The organism is Streptomyces cupreus (assembly GCF_014257025.1).
GTDB classification, from domain to species: Bacteria; Actinomycetota; Actinomycetes; order Streptomycetales; family Streptomycetaceae; genus Streptomyces; species Streptomyces cupreus.
Genome location: NZ_JACMSF010000067.1, coordinates 1 through 20,953 on the forward strand (window position 1 = coordinate 1; position 20,953 = coordinate 20,953).

The 20,953-nt window shown below is 71.2% G+C and carries 26 protein-coding genes; 20 read left to right on the forward strand and 6 right to left on the reverse strand.

Annotation, left to right across the window (positions count from 1 at the left end):
- Positions 1 to 977, forward strand: a 977-nt coding sequence (locus tag H4N64_RS37415) for a helix-hairpin-helix domain-containing protein (protein ID WP_260860217.1), incomplete at its 5' end; no start/stop codon positions are given.
- Between the two features lie 85 nt (positions 978 to 1,062).
- Here H4N64_RS37415 and H4N64_RS37420 read toward each other — a convergent pair.
- Complete coding sequence (locus tag H4N64_RS37420; protein ID WP_186287059.1) at positions 1,063 to 1,227, reverse strand: hypothetical protein; 165 nt, start codon at positions 1,225 to 1,227, stop codon at positions 1,063 to 1,065.
- Between the two features lie 221 nt (positions 1,228 to 1,448).
- On the opposite strand from H4N64_RS37420, the gene H4N64_RS37425 reads away from it, so the two are divergent.
- The 4 genes from H4N64_RS37425 (at position 1,449) to H4N64_RS37440 (ending at position 5,411) form a co-directional block, all read left to right on the forward strand.
- The gene (locus H4N64_RS37425; protein ID WP_186287060.1) at positions 1,449 to 2,666 is read left to right on the forward strand and encodes an NYN domain-containing protein; all 1,218 of its coding nucleotides are present in this window, start codon (positions 1,449 to 1,451) and stop codon (positions 2,664 to 2,666) included.
- Between the two features lie 106 nt (positions 2,667 to 2,772).
- Positions 2,773 to 3,747, forward strand: a complete 975-nt coding sequence (locus H4N64_RS37430) for an ATP-binding cassette domain-containing protein (protein ID WP_186287093.1) — start codon at positions 2,773 to 2,775, stop codon at positions 3,745 to 3,747.
- A gap of 106 nt (positions 3,748 to 3,853) precedes the next feature.
- On the forward strand, positions 3,854 to 4,678 hold the full coding sequence (locus H4N64_RS37435) for an ABC transporter permease (RefSeq protein ID WP_186287061.1): 825 nt from the start codon (positions 3,854 to 3,856) through the stop codon (positions 4,676 to 4,678).
- A 34-nt stretch (positions 4,679 to 4,712) separates the two neighbouring features.
- Positions 4,713 to 5,411 carry a DUF2567 domain-containing protein gene (locus tag H4N64_RS37440; protein WP_186287062.1) on the forward strand — a complete coding sequence of 233 codons (699 nt, stop codon included), beginning with the start codon at positions 4,713 to 4,715 and terminating at the stop codon, positions 5,409 to 5,411.
- Positions 5,412 to 5,539: 128 nt separating this feature from the next.
- On the opposite strand, the gene ybaK is transcribed toward H4N64_RS37440, so the two are convergent.
- The 4 genes from ybaK to H4N64_RS37460 form a co-directional block, all read right to left on the reverse strand.
- Positions 5,540 to 6,061 carry a Cys-tRNA(Pro) deacylase gene (ybaK, locus tag H4N64_RS37445; protein WP_186287063.1) on the reverse strand — a complete coding sequence of 174 codons (522 nt, stop codon included), beginning with the start codon at positions 6,059 to 6,061 and terminating at the stop codon, positions 5,540 to 5,542.
- An 8-nt stretch (positions 6,062 to 6,069) separates the two neighbouring features.
- Positions 6,070 to 6,810 carry an LON peptidase substrate-binding domain-containing protein gene (locus tag H4N64_RS37450; RefSeq protein ID WP_186287064.1) on the reverse strand — a complete coding sequence of 247 codons (741 nt, stop codon included), beginning with the start codon at positions 6,808 to 6,810 and terminating at the stop codon, positions 6,070 to 6,072.
- Positions 6,811 to 6,821: 11 nt separating this feature from the next.
- Positions 6,822 to 7,835 carry a hypothetical protein gene (locus tag H4N64_RS37455; protein ID WP_186287065.1) on the reverse strand — a complete coding sequence of 338 codons (1,014 nt, stop codon included), beginning with the start codon at positions 7,833 to 7,835 and terminating at the stop codon, positions 6,822 to 6,824.
- 87 nt (positions 7,836 to 7,922) lie between these two features.
- Positions 7,923 to 9,500 carry an oxidoreductase gene (locus H4N64_RS37460; protein ID WP_186287066.1) on the reverse strand — a complete coding sequence of 526 codons (1,578 nt, stop codon included), beginning with the start codon at positions 9,498 to 9,500 and terminating at the stop codon, positions 7,923 to 7,925.
- A 172-nt stretch (positions 9,501 to 9,672) separates the two neighbouring features.
- Here H4N64_RS37460 and hisD point away from each other — a divergent pair, with 172 nt between their 5' ends.
- The 8 genes from hisD to hisF are packed head-to-tail and all read left to right on the forward strand — an operon-like array spanning position 9,673 to position 15,380.
- Positions 9,673 to 10,998, forward strand: a complete 1,326-nt coding sequence (gene hisD, locus H4N64_RS37465; protein ID WP_186287067.1) for a histidinol dehydrogenase — start codon at positions 9,673 to 9,675, stop codon at positions 10,996 to 10,998.
- On the forward strand, positions 10,995 to 12,101 hold the full coding sequence (locus tag H4N64_RS37470) for a histidinol-phosphate transaminase (protein WP_186287068.1): 1,107 nt from the start codon (positions 10,995 to 10,997) through the stop codon (positions 12,099 to 12,101). Before hisD ends, H4N64_RS37470 begins: the two co-directional genes overlap by 4 nt.
- Entirely contained in the window at positions 12,098 to 12,691 is a 594-nt protein-coding gene (gene hisB / locus H4N64_RS37475; RefSeq protein WP_037623339.1) for an imidazoleglycerol-phosphate dehydratase HisB, read from the forward strand. Before H4N64_RS37470 ends, hisB begins: the two co-directional genes overlap by 4 nt.
- Positions 12,688 to 12,852, forward strand: coding sequence for a hypothetical protein (locus tag H4N64_RS37480; RefSeq protein ID WP_186287069.1), 165 nt, complete (start codon positions 12,688 to 12,690; stop codon positions 12,850 to 12,852). Before hisB ends, H4N64_RS37480 begins: the two co-directional genes overlap by 4 nt.
- Positions 12,849 to 13,493 (forward strand): imidazole glycerol phosphate synthase subunit HisH, encoded by a 645-nt coding sequence (gene hisH / locus H4N64_RS37485; protein WP_222109856.1) that lies wholly within the window; start codon positions 12,849 to 12,851, stop codon positions 13,491 to 13,493. Before H4N64_RS37480 ends, hisH begins: the two co-directional genes overlap by 4 nt.
- On the forward strand, positions 13,493 to 14,230 hold the full coding sequence (gene priA, locus H4N64_RS37490) for a bifunctional 1-(5-phosphoribosyl)-5-((5-phosphoribosylamino)methylideneamino)imidazole-4-carboxamide isomerase/phosphoribosylanthranilate isomerase PriA (protein WP_186287071.1): 738 nt from the start codon (positions 13,493 to 13,495) through the stop codon (positions 14,228 to 14,230). The genes hisH and priA overlap by 1 nt, the downstream gene beginning before the upstream one ends.
- Positions 14,227 to 14,628, forward strand: a complete 402-nt coding sequence (locus tag H4N64_RS37495; RefSeq protein WP_186287072.1) for a RidA family protein — start codon at positions 14,227 to 14,229, stop codon at positions 14,626 to 14,628. Before priA ends, H4N64_RS37495 begins: the two co-directional genes overlap by 4 nt.
- Positions 14,625 to 15,380 carry an imidazole glycerol phosphate synthase subunit HisF gene (hisF, locus tag H4N64_RS37500; RefSeq protein WP_186287073.1) on the forward strand — a complete coding sequence of 252 codons (756 nt, stop codon included), beginning with the start codon at positions 14,625 to 14,627 and terminating at the stop codon, positions 15,378 to 15,380. Before H4N64_RS37495 ends, hisF begins: the two co-directional genes overlap by 4 nt.
- Positions 15,381 to 15,610: 230 nt before the next feature.
- Here hisF and H4N64_RS37505 read toward each other — a convergent pair whose 3' ends face one another.
- On the reverse strand, positions 15,611 to 16,246 hold the full coding sequence (locus tag H4N64_RS37505) for a TIGR03085 family metal-binding protein (RefSeq protein WP_186287074.1): 636 nt from the start codon (positions 16,244 to 16,246) through the stop codon (positions 15,611 to 15,613).
- Positions 16,247 to 16,329: 83 nt separating this feature from the next.
- On the opposite strand from H4N64_RS37505, the gene hisI reads away from it, so the two are divergent.
- The 7 genes from hisI to trpM all read left to right on the forward strand — a co-directional run bounded on the left by hisI (position 16,330) and on the right by trpM (position 20,882).
- Positions 16,330 to 16,719, forward strand: a complete 390-nt coding sequence (gene hisI, locus H4N64_RS37510) for a phosphoribosyl-AMP cyclohydrolase (RefSeq protein ID WP_186287075.1) — start codon at positions 16,330 to 16,332, stop codon at positions 16,717 to 16,719.
- Positions 16,720 to 16,730: 11 nt separating this feature from the next.
- On the forward strand, positions 16,731 to 18,209 hold the full coding sequence (locus H4N64_RS37515; RefSeq protein WP_186287076.1) for an anthranilate synthase component I: 1,479 nt from the start codon (positions 16,731 to 16,733) through the stop codon (positions 18,207 to 18,209).
- Positions 18,210 to 18,261: 52 nt separating this feature from the next.
- A complete protein-coding gene (locus tag H4N64_RS37520; RefSeq protein ID WP_186287077.1) occupies positions 18,262 to 18,900 on the forward strand; it encodes a TIGR02234 family membrane protein in 639 nt (212 codons plus the stop codon).
- 107 nt (positions 18,901 to 19,007) lie between these two features.
- Positions 19,008 to 19,250, forward strand: coding sequence for an HGxxPAAW family protein (locus tag H4N64_RS37525; RefSeq protein ID WP_186287078.1), 243 nt, complete (start codon positions 19,008 to 19,010; stop codon positions 19,248 to 19,250).
- Between the two features lie 62 nt (positions 19,251 to 19,312).
- Positions 19,313 to 19,759 (forward strand): DUF2752 domain-containing protein, encoded by a 447-nt coding sequence (locus H4N64_RS37530; RefSeq protein WP_186287079.1) that lies wholly within the window; start codon positions 19,313 to 19,315, stop codon positions 19,757 to 19,759.
- A gap of 123 nt (positions 19,760 to 19,882) precedes the next feature.
- Positions 19,883 to 20,692: an indole-3-glycerol phosphate synthase TrpC gene (gene trpC, locus H4N64_RS37535; protein WP_186287080.1), complete on the forward strand. Its 810-nt coding sequence runs from the start codon at positions 19,883 to 19,885 to the stop codon at positions 20,690 to 20,692.
- A 22-nt stretch (positions 20,693 to 20,714) separates the two neighbouring features.
- Positions 20,715 to 20,882, forward strand: coding sequence for a tryptophan biosynthesis modulator TrpM (trpM, locus tag H4N64_RS47030; RefSeq protein WP_189947481.1), 168 nt, complete (start codon positions 20,715 to 20,717; stop codon positions 20,880 to 20,882).
- Positions 20,883 to 20,953 lie beyond the last annotated feature (71 nt).

Sequence of the window (20,953 nt, forward strand, 5' to 3'; positions counted from 1 at the left end):
GCCTGGAGGCCGTGCGGAACGTCGGCACGAACGTGGTCGAGTCGATCATCAAGAGCCGCAAGGCCAAGGGCAAGTACGCCTCCTTCCCCGACTATCTCGACAAGGTCGAGGCGGTCGCCTGCAACAAGCGCACCACCGAGTCGCTGATCAAGGCGGGCGCCTTCGACTCCCTCGGGCACACCCGCAAGGGCCTCACCGCGCACTTCGACTCGATGATCGACAACGTGGTCGCGGTGAAGCGCAAGGAGGCCGAGGGGCAGTTCGACCTCTTCGGCGGGATGGGCGAGGAGGAGAGCAGCGAACCCGGCTTCGGCCTTGACGTCGAGTTCTCCACCGACGAGTGGGACAAGACCTATCTGCTCGCCCAGGAGCGGGAGATGCTCGGTCTGTACGTCTCCGACCACCCGCTCTTCGGCCTGGAGCATGTGCTCTCGGACAAGGCCGACGCGGGCATCGCCCAGCTCACCGGAGGTGAGCACGCGGACGGCGCGGTCGTCACCATCGGCGGCATCATCTCGGGCCTCCAGCGCAAGATGACCAAGCAGGGCAACGCCTGGGCCATCGCCACCGTCGAGGACCTGGCCGGTTCCATCGAGTGCATGTTCTTCCCCGCGACCTACCAGCTCGTCTCGACGCAGCTCGTCGAGGACGCGGTGGTGTTCGTCAAGGGCCGCCTCGACAAGCGCGAGGACGTGCCCCGGCTGGTCGCCATGGAGCTGATGGTCCCTGACCTGTCGAACGCGGGCACGAACGCGCCCGTGGTGCTCACCATTCCGGCCACCCGGGTCACTCCGCCGATGGTCAGCCGGCTCGGCGAGATCCTCAGCCATCACAAGGGCGACAGCGAGGTCCGCATCAAGCTCCAGGGCCCGACCAAGACGACCGTGCTGCGCCTGGACCGGCACCGGGTGAAGCCGGACCCGGCGCTCTTCGGCGACCTGAAGGTGCTGCTCGGGCCGTCCTGTCTGGCCGGCTGAGCCGTAGACGTGCGGGAGGGGCGCATCCGCGTGTGGGTGCGCCCCTCGTCATATGCCCGGGCTACAAGGGCCCGTCATGAGGATGTCAGTTGTGACCGAACTTCTTCTGCTTGCCCTTGCGCGCGATGTCGCTCGGCGTCACCTGGGACAGCCGCTGCTCGGCCTGCGCCTCCATCGAGGACTGCTGGGCCTGACGCTGTCCGCGCTCGGACTGGGGCTGCTTTCGGTCACGGTTCTTGTTCTTGGCCATGGTGGTGCCTCCTGTGGGGGATCTAGGGGCCAGGGCCGCGACCAGATTCACATAGCCTAACAAAGAGCGCATGTCGGACAATTACCGTCCGTAACGGCGTTGTTCGAGCCGCTCACCCCGAAACGCCACGCCGAAGATCGAGTTCCGGCCGTTAACCTTCGCGCGGTCGGGCAGACTCGAAGGAAGCCCGAAGCAAACCTCCCGGAAAGAGGGTGGATCGCGTGGACCGCTGCATCGTCCTGGTGGACGCCGGGTATCTGCTGGGGGCCGCCGCCTCTCTTCTCGCCGGAGAACCCTCCCGGTCCCGGATCACCGTCGATCACACCGCCCTCATTCAGGGCCTGCGAGAACGCGCGGAATCGGATACCGAACGCCCACTGCTGCGCATCTACTGGTTCGACGGCGCCCCCGACCGCGTCCCGCAGCCCGAACACCGCAGGCTGCGCGTGATGCCCCGGGTGACCGTACGGCTCGGCGCGCTGACCCGCAGCGACGGACGCTGGGCCCAGAAGGGCGTGGACGCAGCCATGCACGCCGAGCTGACCGAGCTCGCCCGCAACCGCGCCTGCTCCGACATCGTGCTCGTCACCGGCGACGGGGATCTGCTGCCGGGCATGATGGCCGCCAAGGAACACGGCGTCGCCGTCCATCTGTGGGCCGTCCAGGCCGCCGACGGCGACTACAACCAGTCCGAGGACCTGGTCGCCGAGGCCGACGAGCGGCGCGTGCTCGACCGTACGTGGATCACCAAGGCCGTACGCGCCAAGGAGCTCGGCGGGATCTGCGCGCCGCCGCCCGCGCCGCGGCCCGAGATCGCCGCGATCCTCTCCGCGCCGCTGCCCGACTCCGCGCTCGCCCCGGCCGAGCGGCCCACCGAGGAGCGCGAACACCGGGCGCCGGCCGCCGCGGCGGAGAACGGCGCGCAGGAGCGGGTGCCGACGCCGAAGGGTGTGCCCACGCCCAAGGACCTGGCCGCGTTGCGTGCCCCGGGCGTGCAGCCCGCCGCGCATCCGGCGGGGGCGACCCTGCGGTGGTCCTCCGACAAGGGATGGGTGGACCGGCCCGGTGCCACGGCCGAGCCGCCCGAGGTCGCCTCCATGCCGACGCTGGCCCAGCTGACCACGGCGGAGCAGCGGTGGGCCGACCGGGAGGAGGACATCACGACCGTCGGCGGGGATCCGTACGAGGTCGGGCAGGTGTTCGCGCGGCGGTGGATGGAGCGGCTGGGCGACCAGAGCCATCTGCAGAAGCTGTCGGGGATGTACCCGCGGATCCCGCATCGCATCGACGGGGAGCTGCTGCGGTACGCGGCCCGGTTCGGACTGCTCGCGCACAAGGACGACCAGATCGACGAGCACGACCGGTACGCGATCCGGGCCGGGTTCTGGCGCGAGATCGATGTGCGGACGGCGGCCGAACACGCTTCCGCGGGGGAGTGAAACGGCACATACGCCGCCCCAAGGACGGGCCCCGCCTCCCGACCCCGTAGTCTCATCCCTTGTGAGTACGCGCGCGGCACAGGCACTTCGGCCCAGTGGCGATGTCGTGTGCGCCGTGCGCGGGCTGACCAAGACCTATCCGGCGGTACGGGGACGGCGCGGCGCACCCGCCACTCCCGAGGTACGGGCCACCGATGACGTACGGCTGGACATCCGGCGTGGTGAGATCTTCGGGCTGCTCGGGCCGAACGGCGCCGGCAAGACCACGCTCGTACGGCAGCTCACCGGGCTGATGCGGCCCGATCGCGGCAGCGTGGAGATCCTCGGGCACGACATCGTGCGGCACCCGGAGCGGGCCGCGCGGATCCTCGCCTACCTCGGGCAGGAGTCGACCGCCCTCGACGAGCTGACCGTCTCCCTCGCCGCCGAGACCACTGGACGGCTGCGCGGCCTGGACGTGCGCGCGGCGCGGGCCGAGCGGGACGCCGTACTGGAGGAACTGGGCCTGACCGAGCTCGCCGGGCGGCCCTTGAGGAAGCTGTCAGGGGGGCAGCGGCGGCTCGCCTGTTTCGCCGCCGCGCTGGTGGGCGAGCGGCCGCTGCTCGTGCTCGACGAGCCGACCACCGGGATGGATCCCGTGGCGCGGCGGGCCGTCTGGTCCGCCGTCGACCGGCGGCGGGCCGAGCAGGGCACGACCGTGCTGCTCGTCACCCACAACGTCATCGAGGCCGAGACCGTGCTGGACCGGGTCGCCGTGCTCGACCGGGGACGGGTGATCGCCTGTGACACCCCCGGCGGGCTCAAGGAGCGGGTCGCCGGGGAGGTCCGGGTCGACCTGGTGTGGCGGGACGCGGCGCCGCTGCACGTTCCCGAGGTCGCCGCGCTTGTGGACCGGGTCGTGGAGTCGGGCCGCCGCTGGACGCTGCGGCTCGCCCCCGAGGAGGCCCGCGCGGTCGTCGCCACCGTCACCGGCGGGGCCGCCTTCTCCGCGCTCGACGACTTCACCCTCGCCACGCCCAGCCTGGAGGACGTCTATCTGGCGCTGGGCGGGGCCGCGCAGCAGGGATTGGTGAAGGCTTGAGCGCGACTGGGTCAGCCTTGAATACGACTGATGAGAGCTTGAGTACGAGGACCGTCGCATCCGTACGGAACGGGACCACCGCCGGAGCGAAGAGGAGCAGCGCCACGTGAGTGTCGTACCCGCCGAGGTTCTGCCGGGCGCCGCGCCGGCCGTGGACGAGACGCCCGCCACGGACGCGGCCGAGCTCGGGCCGCGGGCTCGGCTGTGGCCGTCGCTGTGCGCCGTGTACCGGGCGCAGCTGTCCCGCGCGCGGGTCGCGCGGATTCCGCTGCTGTTCGTGGCGACCTTCCAGTCCATCGGGATCATGATCCTGATGCGGGGGGTCGTGGACGGCGGTGACGAGGCGCGGGCCGTCGTCGCCGGGTCGTCGGTGCTGGTCGTCGCCTTTGTCGCGCTGAACCTGCTCGCTCAGTACTTCGGGCAGTTGCGGGCCAGCGGGGGGCTCGATCACTACGCGACGCTGCCGGTGCCGCCCGCGGCGGTGGTGCTCGGGGCGGCGGGGGCGTACGCCTCCTTCACGGTGCCCGGGACCGTGGTCACCGCCGTGTTCGGGTGCGTGCTGTTCGGGCTGCCGCTCGCGCATCTGTGGGTGCTCGTCGCGGTGATTCCGCTGGCGGGGGCTGCGCTCGCGGGGCTGGGGGCCGCGCTGGGGCTGTTGGCGCCTCGGCCGGAACTGGCGACCGTGCTGGGGCAGTTGGGGATGTCCGCCGCGCTGCTGCTCGGGGTCCTGCCTGCCGAGCGGATGCCTGAGGTGGTGCGGTTCGCCCGGGATCTGCTGCCCTCCACATACGGCGTCGAGGCCTTTGCCCGGACCTTCGGGGAGAGTCCTGACTGGGCCTTCGTGCTCGGGGACCTTGCCGTGTGCGGAGTTGTGGGGGTCGTGTCCCTTGCCGCCGCCACCTGGGCGTACCGCCGGGCGGCCGTCCGGTGACGCGTCGCACAGGCGGGCCTGGCACGATGTCAGGGTGACCGCACCGCTGACTCCACCACCGCCGCCGCGTGACCACTCCGCCAACACTGCGTGGCAGCAGCCGCCTGCGTCCGGCGCCGGGCACGGGACTTATCCGTACGGGCTGCCTTCCTCGCCCTCGCCGGAGGAGGACGGGCCCGGGATGAAGACCGAGGTGCGGGAGGCAGCCGTGATCACGGTGGTCGTGGCGGTGGCCGGGGTGTTGCTCGGGGTGCTGTGGTGGTGGCTGGCGCCTCGGGTGCCGCTGGTGGGGGACGTGGTCGACGGGGGCTGGGTCGTCTATCTCAATGACACCGAGGGGGAGCAGGCGGTGGGCGTCGACGGGACGTTCTCGTTGCTGGCGCTCGCCTTTGGCGCGGTGAGTGCGCTGGGGGTGTTTCTGGTCCGGCGGCGTGGGGGTGTGCCGTTGGTGGCCGCTCTGGCCCTCGGGGGGTTGTTGGGGTCGTTGCTGGCCTGGCGGGTGGGGGTGTGGCTCGGGCCTGCGCAGGACGTCGTCGCCCATGCGAAGGATGTGGGCAAGGGGGTGGCGTTCTCGGCGCCGTTGGAGCTTGATGCGAAGGGGGCGCTGCTGGTGTGGTCCGTGGCCGGGCTTGTGGTGCATCTGGGGCTGACGGCGTTGTTCGGGCCTCGGGACCCGGATCCGTATGAGCAGCAGCATCGGCCTCGGGACGGGTACGGGGCGCCGCAGGCGTAGTTTCTCCCGCCCCCGCCGCCCCGGCTGAAGGCGTCGGCCCTCCTACGACGGGCGCCTCCCGTGATTCGCTCGGCCCTTCTTGATGCGCCACTTGCGTTTCCGGGTCTTCTTCGACATGTTCCCTCTGCTTAACCGACAACAGGGGGTTCGTCGAGGGGCTGAACGCGGCCGATGGGAGCCAGGGTCGCTTCCGTCAGGATTGCCAGGTCCTTCGGGGAGAGTTCGATCTCCAAGCCCCTGCGGCCCGCTGAGACGCAGATCGTGGCGTGGGCGGTCGCTGAGGCGTCCAGGACCGTCGGGAGCTTCTTTCGCTGGCCCAGGGGGGAGATGCCGCCCCTGACGTAGCCCGTGGTGCGTTCCGCCAGCGTGGGGTCGGCCATCGTCGCCTTCTTGCCGCCCACTGCCGTCGCCAGCGCCTTCAGGTCCAGTTGGCCCGCCACCGGCACCACCGCCACCGTCAGCTTGCCATCCACCTCTGCCACCAGCGTCTTGAAGACCCGGTCCGGGGACACCCCCATCGCCTGCGCCGCCTCTTCACCGTAGGACGGGTGAGACGGGTCGTGTTCGTAGGCGTGGGTCGTGAAGGTGACGCCTGCCGTGGTCAGGACCACCGTCGCCGGCGTACCTGCCGACTGTCGCTTCTTCGCCATCGTTCGCCTCAGTTCAGACTTGTCGGCGTGCGCGTCAGGTCCGCCGCCGGCAGTGACGGCAGGCTACGGATGATCGACGTCTCCGCGCGAAGGAGTTTCAGCTCGTCCCGCAGCCGGGACGCCGTGTCGGGGGCCTGGAGCAGGCGTTGCTTCGTCGGGGTGTCCAGCATCATCGCCGCCGCTACCAGGTACGACACCACCGACGGCTCGTCCGGGAGATCCGCTCCCGTCGACAGGGACCGCTCCCGGGCCCCCGCCAGGCGCTTCTGGTACTGGCGGAACGCCCGCAGCACCCCCTCCGCCAGTGCGCCCGCCTCGTCGCCCTGGTCCTCCGGCAACTCCTCGAGCTCCGCCGTCAGGAACGGGCCACGCGCGTCCACCGACAGCAGCCGTACCCGAGTCGTGCCCGTCGCCAGCACCTCGAACGTGCCGTCCGTCCGCTCCCGGATCGTCGCCGCGTCCGCCACACAGGCCGTCGAGTGGAAGGACTTGATCGGCTCGGGACCGAAGCCCGCCGCGGGCCCGCGCCGGGGCAGTGCCGTCGGGTCGGGCATACCGGGCGCGCTCGGCGCCACCTCGTGGCCGTCGCGGATCGCCACGACGGCGAACCGGCGCGGTTCGTCGTCGGGGGTCTTGAGCAGTTCGCGCATCATGGCGCGATAGCGCTCCTCGAAGACGTTCAGAGGGAGCACCAACCCCGGGAACAGCACCGAGTTCAGGGGGAAGAGAGGGAGCCGGACGGTGGTCACGACGCAAGAGCCTAATGGTCGCCGGAGGATGTACGTCCGGGGTGCCCGGTGATCGGACGGCCGGACGGCGTCCGCAGCTCGTCCCGTACCCGCAGACAGTGGCCCAGTGGGTCGTCCGAGAAGCGGTCCCAGGGAAAGGACGTGGCGTACGGGCCGGTCAGCCGCACCTGCTCCAGGGCGTCCGCCGCACGGTCCAGCCGTACCAGGACGTACGTCAGCAGGTTCCGCGTCTCCGCCGGCCATGGGTCCGCCGGAGGGAGGAGCGCGGAGAGCCGTATCGCCCGGTCCGCCGCCTCGTCCAACCGCGGCCGCGGCATCTCAGGGCCGCAGCCGTCCGACAGATACGCGAACGCCGCCCGCACCGGCAGCGCCTGCACCAGGGAGCCGGGCGGGGCGTCCTGCGCGGCTCGGTCGGCGAAGTCCAGGCACTCGCGGTGCGAGCCGTGCCAGGAGGACGCCAGATAGCGCAGGGCCGCCACATGGCAGCCGTAGTGGTGTGGGGCGCGGCGCATCGCCGCCTCCCACAGCTCCTCGACGTACCGCGGCCCGGCCTGCGCCCCGCGTGCGTGGTCCAGGGCGATCCGCCAGGGCACCGGGTCCCGGTCGTCGCCGTGCGCCGCGGCCGTGACCAGCGGGCTGACCTCGCGCAGCAGCTCGGCCCTGGCCGGTGACCGCCAGGCGCGGTCGACTTTCAGCTGGGCCTCCACCACGAGGCCGTCGGGATTGTGGGGGGCTGCCGCGCGCCAGGCCTCGAACCACTCGGGGCGCGCGTGGGCGAAGGCCGCGAGCCGGGCCGTGTACCGGTCGCGGTGTTCCCACTCGCCGGCCGCCCGGGTGGCGGCGAGCAGCGCTGCGGCCGACCCGTGGTCGCCCTGCGCGGCCGCGACCAGCGCCGGACCCAGCCGGGCGTCGGGCACGTCCAGCAGCACCTCGTCGTCGGCGCGGGCACCGGCGACGGGGGCGGCGGTCCTTGTCATCCGCGGCCCGCGGATGAACGGCAGCAGCAGAGCCATAGTGTCAACCATTGAAAAGCCGCTGGTCGAGACGGCGCCAGAGGCTCCGGCCAACTCGTGGAAAGTTGTACGACCACCGGTCAAGGGACGGCAAAAGGTTCAGTTCCTGCTCAGCAGCCGGGTCGCCCCCGCCGCCACCGTCGTCGCCAGGATCCAGCCCAGGAGCACGATCGCCGCCGCCAGCCACTGCCAGCCGCCCTTGAGCTGCCAGAAGCCGACCTGGCCCAGATCGATGACCGGAAGCAGCAGGTCGAGGGCGAACAGCGTCGGGTTCCACTCCGGATGCTCGCCGCGCTTGATCGGCGGATGACCGGCGTGCGCGAAGGCGACCGAGCTCGCCGCCCACAGCACCGCCATCCACACCGCGGCCCGGCCCGGCCGGTACCCGTAGGCGACCGTCCAGTCCTGCGCGTATCCCCACAGCTTGGCGGCGATCGGCAGGCTCTCGCGGCGTCGGCGGTGCTTGGCGAGGAGCACCTCGCGGGCGTCCTCGTCCTCACCGCCGGCCCGCAGCACCGCGGCGAGCCGTTCGTACGGCTCCGGGTTGTACTCGGCGGTCGCGGCGGCCACCCAGTCGAGCCGCTCGGTGAGCGGGAAGGGCCCGCGCGGCACCAGGTTCTCGTAGGCGAAACCGCCCATGTGCAGCCGGCCGGGGCCCGGCCAGGCGTCCGCGCGGTCCATCAGGTTGACGATCCGCGCCCCCGACAGCACGACCGTGCCGCGCGCCGGGTGTTCCCCGAGGAAGCGCAGTTCCGGTGTCTGGATCCGGCGCAGCGACAGTTCCTGCTCGTCGGTGAAGTTGAACCGGGCCCGCTCCATGTCGACCGCGTCCCCGAACCGCCCGTCGTCGAGCCGCACCCCGCCCTGGCACTCGAACCGCTGGATCCGTGTCCCGCGGGCCGGGGTCGTGCCGCTGAGCAGCGGGTTCCCGACGCCCGCCGGGGTCAGGTACAGGGAGCGCTCCACGGTCAGCTGGGGGGCGTTCAGCGCCAAACGCGTGTACGGGTTGACCAGCCGGGCGCCCCGCAGACTCAGCGAGACGCCGATCTTCGCGCTGCGCAGGCTCAGCTCGCCGTGCGACTCCAGCAGCTCGGCCTGGAGGTCCTGCCCGACGGTCATGCCGTCCCCGGCGATGGAGCGGCCGCTGCGGTCGCGGTACACGATGGCCTGGTTGAGCAGCAGATCGGTGCCGATCTGCGCGTCGGTGAGCCGGATGCCGTTGTGGAAGCGGCAGCGCGGCAGATGCAGATCGCCCTCGGTATGCACCCGGGCCGCCTCCAGACGCGGCACCGAGCAGTCCACAAGACGCATGGTCGTGAAACGGGCCTCGGGCAGCAGCACCTCCCGCTCGAAACGGCAGCCGCGCATCTCGACGTACGGCACCACCGTGCCGCCCGCCAGGTCCAGGCTGCCGCTGATCTGCACGCCCACGAGCTTCAGGGACGACACCCGGCCGGCCAGGGCGGGCGGTCCGTCCAGCAGCAGCCAGCACACGATGCGGGCCCGCACGGTCCGCTCCGGCCCCCACGGATGCCCCCCGTGCGGATCGTCGACGACGGTGTCGCCGCTGCTCAGGTCGTACACGCTGCCATTGCGGAAGGCCTGCCACATACCGGCCTCGGCGGCGGTCAGATCGTCCGGCAGCTCTCCGTCGCGGATGCCGGCCCCCTCGGTCACGGTGTTCCCTTCCTCCCCGGCTACTCGTGGGTTTTCGTACAACCGTTCATGCCCGCTGAGTGACGGACGGAACGCTAGCCGTGAAGAGGATCTTCCGGCTGTCGTATGCGCTCTGTATCAGCCATTGATACGCGCGGACGACCGCCGATCCCGGTCTGAGAGAATTGACGGCGTGATCTCCCGAATCGATCTGCGCGGCGACGCCCTTCCCGAGGGCCCCGCCCTGCGCGACCTGCTGCCCCGAGCCGACTTCGACGTATCGGCCGCCCTGGAGAAGGTGCGTCCGATCTGCGAGGCCGTGCATCATCGGGGCGACGCGGCGCTGATCGACTTCGCGGAGAAATTCGACGGGGTCGAGCTCGATCGGGTGCGGGTGCCCGTAGAGGCCCTCACGCGCGCGCTGGAGGAACTCGACCCGGCCGTCCGCGCGGCCCTGGAGGAGTCCATCCGCCGCGCCCGGCTCGTCCACCGCGAGCAGCGCCGCTCCACCCACACCACCCAGGTCGTGCCCGGCGGCTCGGTCACCGAGAAGTGGGTGCCGGTCGATCGAGTCGGGCTGTACGCGCCCGGCGGCCGGTCGGTCTACCCGTCCTCCGTGATCATGAACGTCGTCCCGGCCCAGGAAGCCGGCGTCGAGTCGATCGCGCTCGCCTCCCCGGCCCAGGCCGAGTTCGACGGCCTCCCGCACCCGACGATCCTCGCCGCCTGCGCGCTGCTCGGTGTCGACGAGGTGTACGCGGCCGGTGGTGCCACCGCCGTCGCGATGTTCGCGTACGGCACCGAGTCCTGCCCGCCCGCCAACATGGTGACCGGCCCCGGCAACATCTGGGTCGCCGCCGCCAAGCGCTACTTCACCGGCAAGATCGGCATCGACGCCGAGGCCGGCCCGACCGAGATCGCGATCCTGGCCGACGAGAGCGCCGACCCGGTGCACGTCGCCTCGGACCTGATCAGCCAGGCCGAGCACGACCCGCTGGCCGCCGCCGTTCTCGTCACCGACTCCGTGGAGCTCGCGGACGCGGTGGAGAAGGAGCTGGAGCCGCAGGTCGCGGCCAGCAAGCACATCGACGACCGGATCGTCCCGGCCCTCAAGGGCAAGCAGTCCGCGATCGTCCTCGTGGACGGCGTCGAGGAGGGGCTGCGGGTCGTCGACGCCTACGGTGCCGAGCACCTGGAGATCCAGACGGCCGACGCCCCCGCGGTGGCCGACCGGGTGCGCAACGCCGGCGCGATCTTCATCGGCCCCTGGGCGCCCGTCTCCCTCGGGGACTACGCCGCCGGGTCCAACCACGTCCTGCCCACCGGCGGCTGCGCCTGCCACTCCTCGGGCCTGTCCGTCCAGTCCTTCCTGCGCGGCATCCACATCGTCGACTACACGAAGGACGCGCTGGCGGACGTGGCGCATCACGTGGTGACGCTGGCGGAGGCGGAGGATCTGCCGGCCCACGGGGCGGCGATCAAGGCAAGGTTCGGTTGGAAGGTACCCGAGAGCAAGTGACCGGCATCGACGATCTCCCCGTACGGGACGAGCTGCTTGGCAAGTCCCCCTACGGCGCGCCCCAGCTGGACGTGCCGGTACGGCTGAACACCAACGAGAACCCCTACCCCCTGCCCGAGCCGCTGGTCGAGCGGATCGCCGAGCGGGTGCGCGAGGCGGCCCGGAACCTCAACCGCTACCCGGACCGGGACGCCGTGGAACTGCGCACGCAGCTCGCCAAGTACCTGACGGACACGTCCGGTTACCAGGTCGGACTCGCCAACGTCTGGGCCGCCAACGGCTCCAACGAGGTCATCCAGCAGCTGCTCCAGACCTTCGGCGGGCCCGGCCGTACGGCCATCGGTTTCGAGCCGTCGTACTCGATGCACGGGCTCATCTCGCGCGGCACGGGGACGGGCTGGATCTCCGGTCCGCGCAACGACGACTTCACCATCGATGTGGAGGCGGCCCGGCAGGCGATCGCCGAGCACCGGCCCGACGTCGTCTTCATCACCACCCCCAACAACCCCACGGGCAACGCCGTCCCGCCCGAGACGGTCCTCGCGCTGTTCGAGGCCGCGCAGGCGGCGAAGCCGTCGATGGTCGTCGTCGACGAGGCGTACATCGAGTTCAGCCACGGCGACTCGCTGCTGCCGCTGCTCGAAGGGCGGCCGAATCTCGTCATCTCACGGACCATGTCGAAGGCCTTCGGCGCGGCGGGCCTGCGCCTCGGCTATCTCGCCGCGCACCCGGCGGTGGTCGACGCCGTCCAGCTCGTACGGCTGCCCTACCACCTGTCGGCCGTCACCCAGGCGACCGCCCTTGCCGCGCTGGAGCACACCGACACCCTGCTCGGCTATGTCGAGCAGTTGAAGGCGGAGCGGGACCGGCTGGTGACCGAACTGCTGGCGATCGGCTACGAGGTCACCGCCTCGGACGCCAACTTCGTGCAGTTCGGACGCTTCGACGACGCCCAGGCCGTCTGGCGGAAGATCCTGGACCGGGGCGTCCTCGTCCGGGACAACGGCGTGCCGGGCTGGCTGCGGGTCACCGCCGGAACCCCCGCCGAAAACGACGCGTTCCTCGACGCGGTCCGTGAACTGAAGAAGGAGCAGAGCGCATGAACCGCGTAGGACGCGTGGAGCGAGTCACGAAGGAGACCTCGGTGCTCGTCGAGATCGACCTCGACGGCAGCGGCAAGGTCGACGTGGCGACCGGTGTCGGCTTCTACGACCACATGCTCGACCAGCTCGGCCGGCACGGTCTGTTCGACCTCACGGTGAAGACCGAGGGCGATCTGCACATCGACTCCCACCACACCATCGAGGACACCGCCCTCGCCCTGGGCGCCGCCTTCAAGCAGGCCCTCGGCGACAAGGTGGGCATCTACCGCTTCGGCAACTGCACGGTCCCGCTGGACGAGTCCCTCGCGCAGGTCACCGTCGACCTCTCCGGCCGCCCCTACCTCGTGCACACCGAGCCCGAGAACATGGCGCCGATGATCGGCGAGTACGACACCACCATGACCCGGCACATCCTGGAGTCCTTCGTGGCCCAGGCGCAGATCGCGCTGCACGTGCACGTGCCCTACGGCCGCAACGCGCACCACATCGTGGAGTGCCAGTTCAAGGCGCTGGCCCGGGCCCTCAGGTACGCCTCCGAGCGCGATCCGCGCGCGGCCGGCATCCTCCCCTCCACGAAGGGCGCGCTGTGAACGGACTGTCGACCGTCCTGATCGTCGTCGGCCTCTTCCTGGTCGGCGGCATCATCTCCTTCGTCAAGCAGGGGATGCCGAAGAACCTGATCGTGCTGCTCTCCATCGGCGCCGCGATGTGTCTCGTCGCCGGTGTCATGAGGCTGGAGGTGTGGAGTTGAGCGCTTCCTCGAAGAAGGTCGTCGTCTTCGACTACGGCTTCGGCAATGTGAGGTCCGCCGAGCGCGCCCTCGCCCGCACCGGCGCCGAGGTCGAGATAACGCGCGACTTCGACAAGGCCATGAACGCCGACGGGCTGCTGGTGCCGGGTGTCGGTGCCTTCGCCGCCTGCATGAACGGCCTCAGGGAGGCGCGCGGCGACTGGATCGTCGAGCGGCGGCTGGCGGGCGGCCGTCCTGTGATGGGCATCTGCGTCGGCATGCAGATCCTGTTCGGGCGCGGCATCGAGCATGGTGTCGAGACCGAGGGCCTCGGCGAGTGGCCGGGTTCGGTCGAGCCGCTCCAGGCCGACATCGTGCCCCACATGGGCTGGAACACCGTGGAGGCCCCGGCCGACTCCGAGCTGTTCGCCGGCCTGGACAGCGACGCCCGCTTCTACTTCGTGCACTCCTACGCCGTCCACGACTGGATCCTGGAGACGCACAACAACGCGATGCGGGCACCCAAGGTCACCTGGTCGACGCACGGCAAGCCCTTCGTGGCCGCCGTGGAGAACGGCGCCCTGTGGGCCACGCAGTTCCACCCCGAGAAGTCCGGCGACGCCGGAGCGCAGCTGCTGAACAACTGGATCGGAACCCTCTGATGGCTTCGAAGCTCGAACTCCTCCCGGCCGTCGACGTCCGTGACGGCCAGGCGGTCCGCCTGGTGCACGGCGAGTCCGGCACGGAGACCTCCTACGGCTCCCCGCTGGAGGCCGCCCTCGCCTGGCAGCGCTCCGGCGCCGAGTGGCTGCACCTGGTCGACCTGGACGCCGCGTTCGGCACCGGGGACAACCGGGACCTGATCGCCGAGGTCACCGAGCGCATGGCGGAACTGCACATCAAGGTGGAGCTGTCGGGCGGCATCCGCGACGACGCCTCCCTCGCCGCCGCGCTCGCCACGGGCTGCACGCGCGTGAACCTCGGCACGGCCGCCCTGGAGACCCCGGAGTGGGTCGCCAAGGTCATCGCCGAGCACGGCGACAAGATCGCGGTGGGTCTGGACGTACGGGGCACCACGCTCCGCGGCCGCGGCTGGACGCGCGACGGCGGCGACCTCTACGAGACGCTGGAGCGCCTCAACCAGGAGGGCTGCGCGCGCTATGTCGTGACCGACATCGCCAAGGACGGCACGCTCCAGGGCCCGAACCTGGAGCTGCTGAAGAACGTCTGCGCGGCGACGGACCGCCCGGTCGTGGCCTCCGGCGGCGTGTCGTCGCTGGACGACCTGCGCGCCATCGCCGAGCTGGTACCCCTCGGTGTCGAGGGCTCCATCGTCGGGAAGGCCCTGTACGCGAAGGCGTTCACCCTGGAAGAGGCCTTGGAGGCTGTGTCGTCATGAGCGGAGCCGTACGGCGCGTGCAGAGCGGAAGTCCCTGGGAAGAGAGTTTCGGTTTCGCACGCGCCGTCGCGGCGGGAGACCGCGTTCTGGTGGCGGGCACCACATCCTTCAAAGGCCATGTGCTGTACGGCGAGGGCGACCCCTACGAGCAGGCGAAGGTGGCGTTCACCAGCGCGCTGGAGGCCATCGCCGAGTTCGGGCTCGGCGTCGAGTCCGTCGTCCGTACGAGGATGTACTTGACGCACGCGCGCGACGTGGACGAGGTGGGCCGGGCCCACAAGGACTTCTTCGACGCGGTACGGCCGGTGTCGACCCTGCTGGTCGTGGAGGGGTTCGTCGACCCGCGCATCCTGGTCGAAGTGGAAATAGAAGCATTCAGAGGAGCCGAGCACTCATGACCCTGGCGGTCCGAGTCATCCCCTGCCTGGACGTGGACAACGGCCGGGTCGTCAAGGGCGTCAACTTCCAGAACCTGCGCGACGCGGGCGACCCCGTCGAGATGGCGAAGGTGTACGACGCCGAGGGCGCCGACGAGCTGACGTTCCTGGACATCACCGCGTCGTCGGGCAACCGCGAGACGACGTACGACGTGGTGCGCCGCACCGCAGAGCAGGTGTTCATCCCGCTGACGGTCGGCGGCGGCGTCCGCATGGCCGAGGACGTGGACAAGCTGCTGCGCGCGGGCGCGGACAAGGTGGGCGTCAACACGGCCGCCATCGCCCGCCCCGACCTGATCCGCGAGATCGCCGAGCGCTTCGGGCGCCAGGTGCTGGTCCTGTCGGTGGACGCGCGGCGCACCCCGTCGGGCGGCTTCGAGGTGACGACCCACGGCGGCCGCAAGGGCACCGGCATCGACGCCGTCGAGTGGGCGCACCGGGCCGCGGAGCTGGGCGCGGGGGAGATCCTGCTCAACTCGATGGACGCGGACGGCACGAAGGACGGCTACGACATCGAGATGATCGAGGCGGTCCGCAAGCATGTGACGGTCCCGGTGATCGCGTCCGGCGGCGCCGGAAAGCTCGGTGACTTCGCCCCGGCGATCGAGGCGGGCGCGGACGCGGTACTCGCGGCGTCGGTGTTCCACTTCGGCGACCTGCGGATCGGCGAGGTGAAGCAGGCGCTGCGGGAGGCGGGGCACCCCGTCCGCTAGTGCCGGACGCCAGTTCGATGCATCGCTCGTGGTAGTGGGTTTGGCAGCGGCTGCGGTTCCGATCGTCGCAAGCGCCAAGTTTAATCCGAGGCGAGAAAGCCGGACTTCAGGAGGCCGCCCGCCACCTGCGCGACTGGGCGGCGTGACCTGCGCCGGCTGTCGGGGGCTCGGCGTGGTGAGCGCGCTGTGCGTTCGCGACCCGCGCCGCGCCGAGCTCCCGGAGTGACCCCTCAGATCCCCAGCTGCTTGCTCTCGTGCAGCTTCGTGATCGCCTCCTTGTCGCCCTCCAGCTCCACCTCGGCCGCGTTCTGCCGGCCGTACAGGAAGAGCAGCAGCTCCGAAGGCTGACCCGTCACCGTCACCACCGGTGTACCGCGCTGGGCCACCGCCGTCTGGCCGTCCGGGCGGCGCAGCACAAGGCCGGTCGGGGTGCCGCGGCCCATCAGGCGGGCGGTGCGCTCCAGACGGGACCACAGGGCGTCCTGGAAGACCGGGTCCAGCTCGCGGGGCGTCCAGTCGGGGCGGGCCCGGCGTACGTCCTCGGTGTGGACGTAGAACTCCACCGTGTTGGACATCTCCTCGACCTGCTTCAGCGAGAACGGCGAGAAGCGCGGCGGGCCGGTGCGGATCAGCTGGATCAGTTCCTCGTACGGCTTGTCCGCGAACTCCGCCATCACCCGCTCCAGGCGGCCGGCGAGCGGCTTGATCAGGATGCCGCCGGCGGCGTCGGGGCGGCGCTCGCGCACCACGACGTGCGCGGCGAGGTCACGGGTGGTCCAGCCCTCGCACAGGGTCGGGGCGTCCGGGCCCTCGGCCTCCAGGAGGTCGGCCAGCAGAAGTCGTTCACGCTTGGCGAAAGTCGACATGCGGCCAGCCTACGACCGCTCCCAGGGTCCGCCCAGTGGACATGGCGCCGTCACTGTCAGTGCGGCGCGGCACAATGGCACTCATGACCAGCACGCCCCGTCAGCCCAGCCAGCTGGACCCCGAGATCGCCGCGCGCCTCAAGCGCAGCGCCGACGGGCTCCTCCCCGCCATCGCCCAGCAGTACGACACCGGTGAGGTGCTCATGCTCGGCTGGATGGACGACGAGGCGCTGCATCGCACCCTGACCACCGGCCGCTGCACCTACTGGTCGCGCAGCCGCCAGGAGTACTGGGTCAAGGGCGACACCTCCGGCCACTTCCAATGGGTCAAGTCCGTCGCCCTCGACTGCGACGCCGACACCGTCCTCGTCCAGGTCGACCAGGTCGGCGCCGCCTGCCACACCGGCGCGCGCACCTGCTTCGACACGGACGTCCTGCTCAAGGATTCCGGCGCCCCGGCCGGAGATCAGTAAGGTCACCGGCCATGGACCTCGAGACCTTCCGCAAGCTCGCCACCGACCGGCGTGTCATCCCGGTCACGCGCAAGCTCCTCGCCGACGGCGACACCCCAGTCGCGCTCTACCGCAAGCTCGCCGCCGAGCGCCCCGGCACCTTCCTGCTGGAGTCCGCGGAGAACGGCCGCTCCTGGTCCCGGTACTCCTTCGTGGGCGTCCGCAGCGCCGCCACGCTCACCGAGCGGGACGGACAGGCGCACTGGCTCGGCGTCCCGCCCGTCGGCGTCCCCACCGACGGTGACCCGCTCGCCGCCCTGCGCGCCACCATCGAGGCCCTGCACACCCCCCACCAGGAGGGCATGCCGCCCTTCACCGGCGGCATGGTCGGCTATCTCGGCTACGACATCGTGCGCCGCCTGGAGAAGATCGGCCCCGGCGAGCGCGACGACCTGAGGCTCCCCGAACTGACCATGCTCCTGACCAGCGACCTCGCGGTCATGGACCACTGGGAGGGCTCGGTCCTGCTGATCGCCAACGCGATCAACCACAACGACCTCGACACCGGCGTGGACGAGGCCTACGCGGACGCGGTCGCCCGCCTGGACGCCATGGAGGCGGACCTGTCCCGCGCGGTCGCCCAGCCCCCGGCCGTCCTGCCGCCCTCGGAACTGCCCGAGTACACCGCCCTGTGGGGCGGCGAGGACTTCCAGCGGGCCGTCGAGGACATCAAGGAGCGCATCCGGGCCGGGGAGGCCTTCCAGGTCGTCCCCTCCCAGCGCTTCGAAACGCCCTGCACGGCAAGCGCGTTGGACGTCTACCGGGTACTGAGGGCGACCAACCCGTCGCCGTACATGTACCTGTTCCGCTTCGACGGCTTCGATGTCGTCGGCTCCTCCCCCGAGGCCCTGGTGAAGGTCGAGGACGGGCGGGCCATGGTCCACCCCATCGCCGGCACCCGGTGGCGCGGGGCCACCCCGCAGGAGGACCAGGCCCTCGCCGACGACCTGCTCGCCGACCCCAAGGAGCGCGCCGAGCACCTCATGCTCGTCGACCTCGGCCGCAACGACCTCGGACGGGTCTGCGAGCCGGGCTCCGTCGAGGTCGTCGACTTCATGTCCATCGAGCGCTACTCGCACGTGATGCACATCGTCTCCACGGTGACCGGCAAGGTCGCCGAGGGCCGCACCGCCTTCGACGTCCTCACCGCCTGCTTCCCGGCGGGCACCCTCTCCGGCGCCCCGAAGCCCCGCGCGATGCAGATCATCGACGAACTGGAGCCGTCCCGGCGGGGGTTGTACGGCGGCTGCGTCGGCTACCTCGACTTCGCCGGCGACTCCGACACCGCCATCGCGATCCGTACGGCCCTGCTGCGCGACGGCACCGCCTACGTCCAGGCGGGCGCCGGAATCGTCGCCGACTCCGACCCGGTCGCGGAGGACACCGAGTGCCGCAACAAGGCGGCGGCGGTGCTGCGCGCGGTGCACACGGCGAACCGACTCGGGCAGTAGGGCGCTTCTCATATGAACCCCGGGTGACGGTTCGCCCGGGGTTCAGGCGATAGTGGAGTACGTGACTGCCGTACCGCACCCCCGTTCCGAAGCCGCAGGACCCGCCCGGGCCGGCCGCATCAGCCTCGCCGTGGCCCTGCTCTCCGGCGCGCTCGGCGCGGCCGTGGCGCTGCTGGCCACCCGCCGGCAGTGGTCGGAGGGCACCGCCACCGTGGCCGGCGGCGACTTCCCGCTGACCGCCAGCGGCAGCGACGTCACGGGCGTACCCGCGTCGCTCGCCATAGTGGGCCTCGCCGCGCTGGTCGCCGTCTTCGCCGTCCGCCGTCTCGGCCGCGTCCTCGTCGCGGGCCTGCTCGCCCTGTCCGGCGCGGGAACCATCGCCGCGTCGCTGATCGGCGCGGGCGACAGCTCCGCGCTGGACGAGAAGGCGGCGCAGGCGACGGGTGACACCGCCGCGACCGTTGCCGAGCTCAGCCATACCGCGTGGCCGTACGTGGCGGTCGCCGGCGGCGTGCTGATGCTGCTCGCCGGGCTGTTGGCCCTGCGCTACGCGCCCCTGTGGCCGGCGATGTCGAGCCGGTACGAGCGCTCGGGTGCTCCCCGGCCGCGCAAGGCTCCCACCGTGGACCCCGACCGCCCCGAGGACCTCTGGAAGGCCCTCGACCGGGGCGAGGACCCGACCGGCGCCTGAGCACCGACTCGCGAGAGTGACCCCCGATCAGCTCGCGTGCACGCATGCGGGACAATGACGTCGAGCGTCCGGCTCAGAGACTTACACACAGCAACGAGGAGCAAGTCATGGCGGGCAGCAGCCACGGTCACACCCCGGCCGCCTGGACCGGTGTCACAATCGCCTTCATCGGTTTCTGCGTCGCGGGCGCCTTCATGGTGTTGGCCAACCCGGCGGGCTTCTGGGCCGGCATGGGCGTCGTGGTCCTCGGCGGTGTCGTCGGCTGGGTCATGCAGGGCATGGGCCTCGGCCAGTCCAAGGACCATGGCAAGCCGCTGCGCACGACCGAGGCGGCGAGCGTCGAGAGCTGACGCGTACGACCTTCCCGAGGGGCGGCCCCCACAAGCCGCCCCTCACGCGTTTTGGGGGCAGAATGCGAGGCGTGAACACCGACAGCCGCAGGGTGACACAGCAGGGGACCGGAACCGTCCTGGGACGGCTCGCCGTGCCCGCCGGAGTGCTCGCGGCCGTGGTGGGCGCCTTCGCGTACGTCGCCGCGGTGGACCCGCACGAGCCCGGCCACTACCCGGTCTGCCCGCTGCTCCAGGTCACCGGCCTGTACTGCCCCGGCTGCGGCGGACTGCGCAGCGCCCACGCCTTCGTGCACGGGGACCTCGCGGCGGCGCTCCAGAACAACGCGGCGGCCGTACTGGGCTATCTGGCCTTTGCCGTGCTGTGGACCGTCTGGGTTGTCCGCGCGGCGCGCGGACGACCGATGCGGCTCGACCTGGGGCCGCTGCACCTGTGGACGCTGGGCACGTTGCTGCTGGTCTTCACGGTTGTCCGGAACCTGCCCTTCGGTGGCTGGCTGCATCCTTGATCAACTGGCGAATGTCCAGGTAGTGGGACCGCCGTCAACCGGATGCGAGGCCTACGCCGTGCTCCGGATACCATCGCAGTGACCACCGGTTTTCGTCATCGCATCGGGAAGGGGGCCGCTCGCGTGAGTGTGCTCGACGAGATCATCGACGGAGTCCGTGCCGACCTCGCGGAGCGGCAGGCGCGCGTCAGCCTCGACGAGCTCAAGGAGCGCGCGGCGAAGGCTCCCGCGGCCAAGGACGGGGTCGCCGCGCTCAAGGGCGAGGGCGTCAAGGTGATCTGCGAGGTCAAGCGCTCCAGCCCCTCCAAGGGCGCGCTGGCCGCGATCGCCGACCCGGCCGGACTCGCCGCGGACTACGAGGCGGGCGGCGCGGCCGTCATCTCCGTGCTGACCGAGCAGCGGCGCTTCGGCGGCTCGCTGGCCGACCTGGAGGCGGTCCGCGCGCGCGTGGACATCCCCGTCCTCCGCAAGGACTTCATCGTCACGTCGTACCAGCTGTGGGAGGCCCGGGCCTACGGCGCCGACCTGGCGCTGCTGATCGTCGCGGCCCTCGACCAGTCGGCCCTGGAGTCGCTGATCGAGCGCGCGGTGTCCATCGGCCTGACCCCGCTGGTCGAGGTGCACGACGAGGACGAGGTCGAGCGTGCCGTGGACGCGGGCGCCAAGATCATCGGCGTCAACGCCCGCAACCTGAAGACCCTTGAGGTGGACCGCGGCACCTTCGAGCGCGTCGCGCCCGAGATCCCGGCCGGCCTCGTCAAGGTCGCCGAGTCCGGCGTACGAGGCCCGCACGACCTCATCGCCTACGCCAACGCCGGCGCCGACGCGGTCCTGGTCGGCGAGTCCCTGGTGACCGGCCGCGACCCCAAGTCGGCGGTGGCCGACCTGGTGGCAGCGGGCGAACATCCGGCCTTGCGGCACGGGCGCGGTTGATCACCCGCTAGGCTGACCCCTGATGACTCTCACTGTGACGACCGTGGACCGGTACGCCCGCCTCGCGCGCGGCTGCCGCCCGAGGGGCTGCCGAGCCCCTGCGAGGCGTGTCCACGGCCGCCGGGTGCGATACGTCATCGGAGACGAACCGGGACAGGTGAACGGCCGTCGATGGCAGCGCGCCCTTTAGGGGCGCGGGACTCTGCTTGATTTGCGGCTACCGCCGCGCGAGCGCGACAAGCGACGGACGGCCGACAGCCG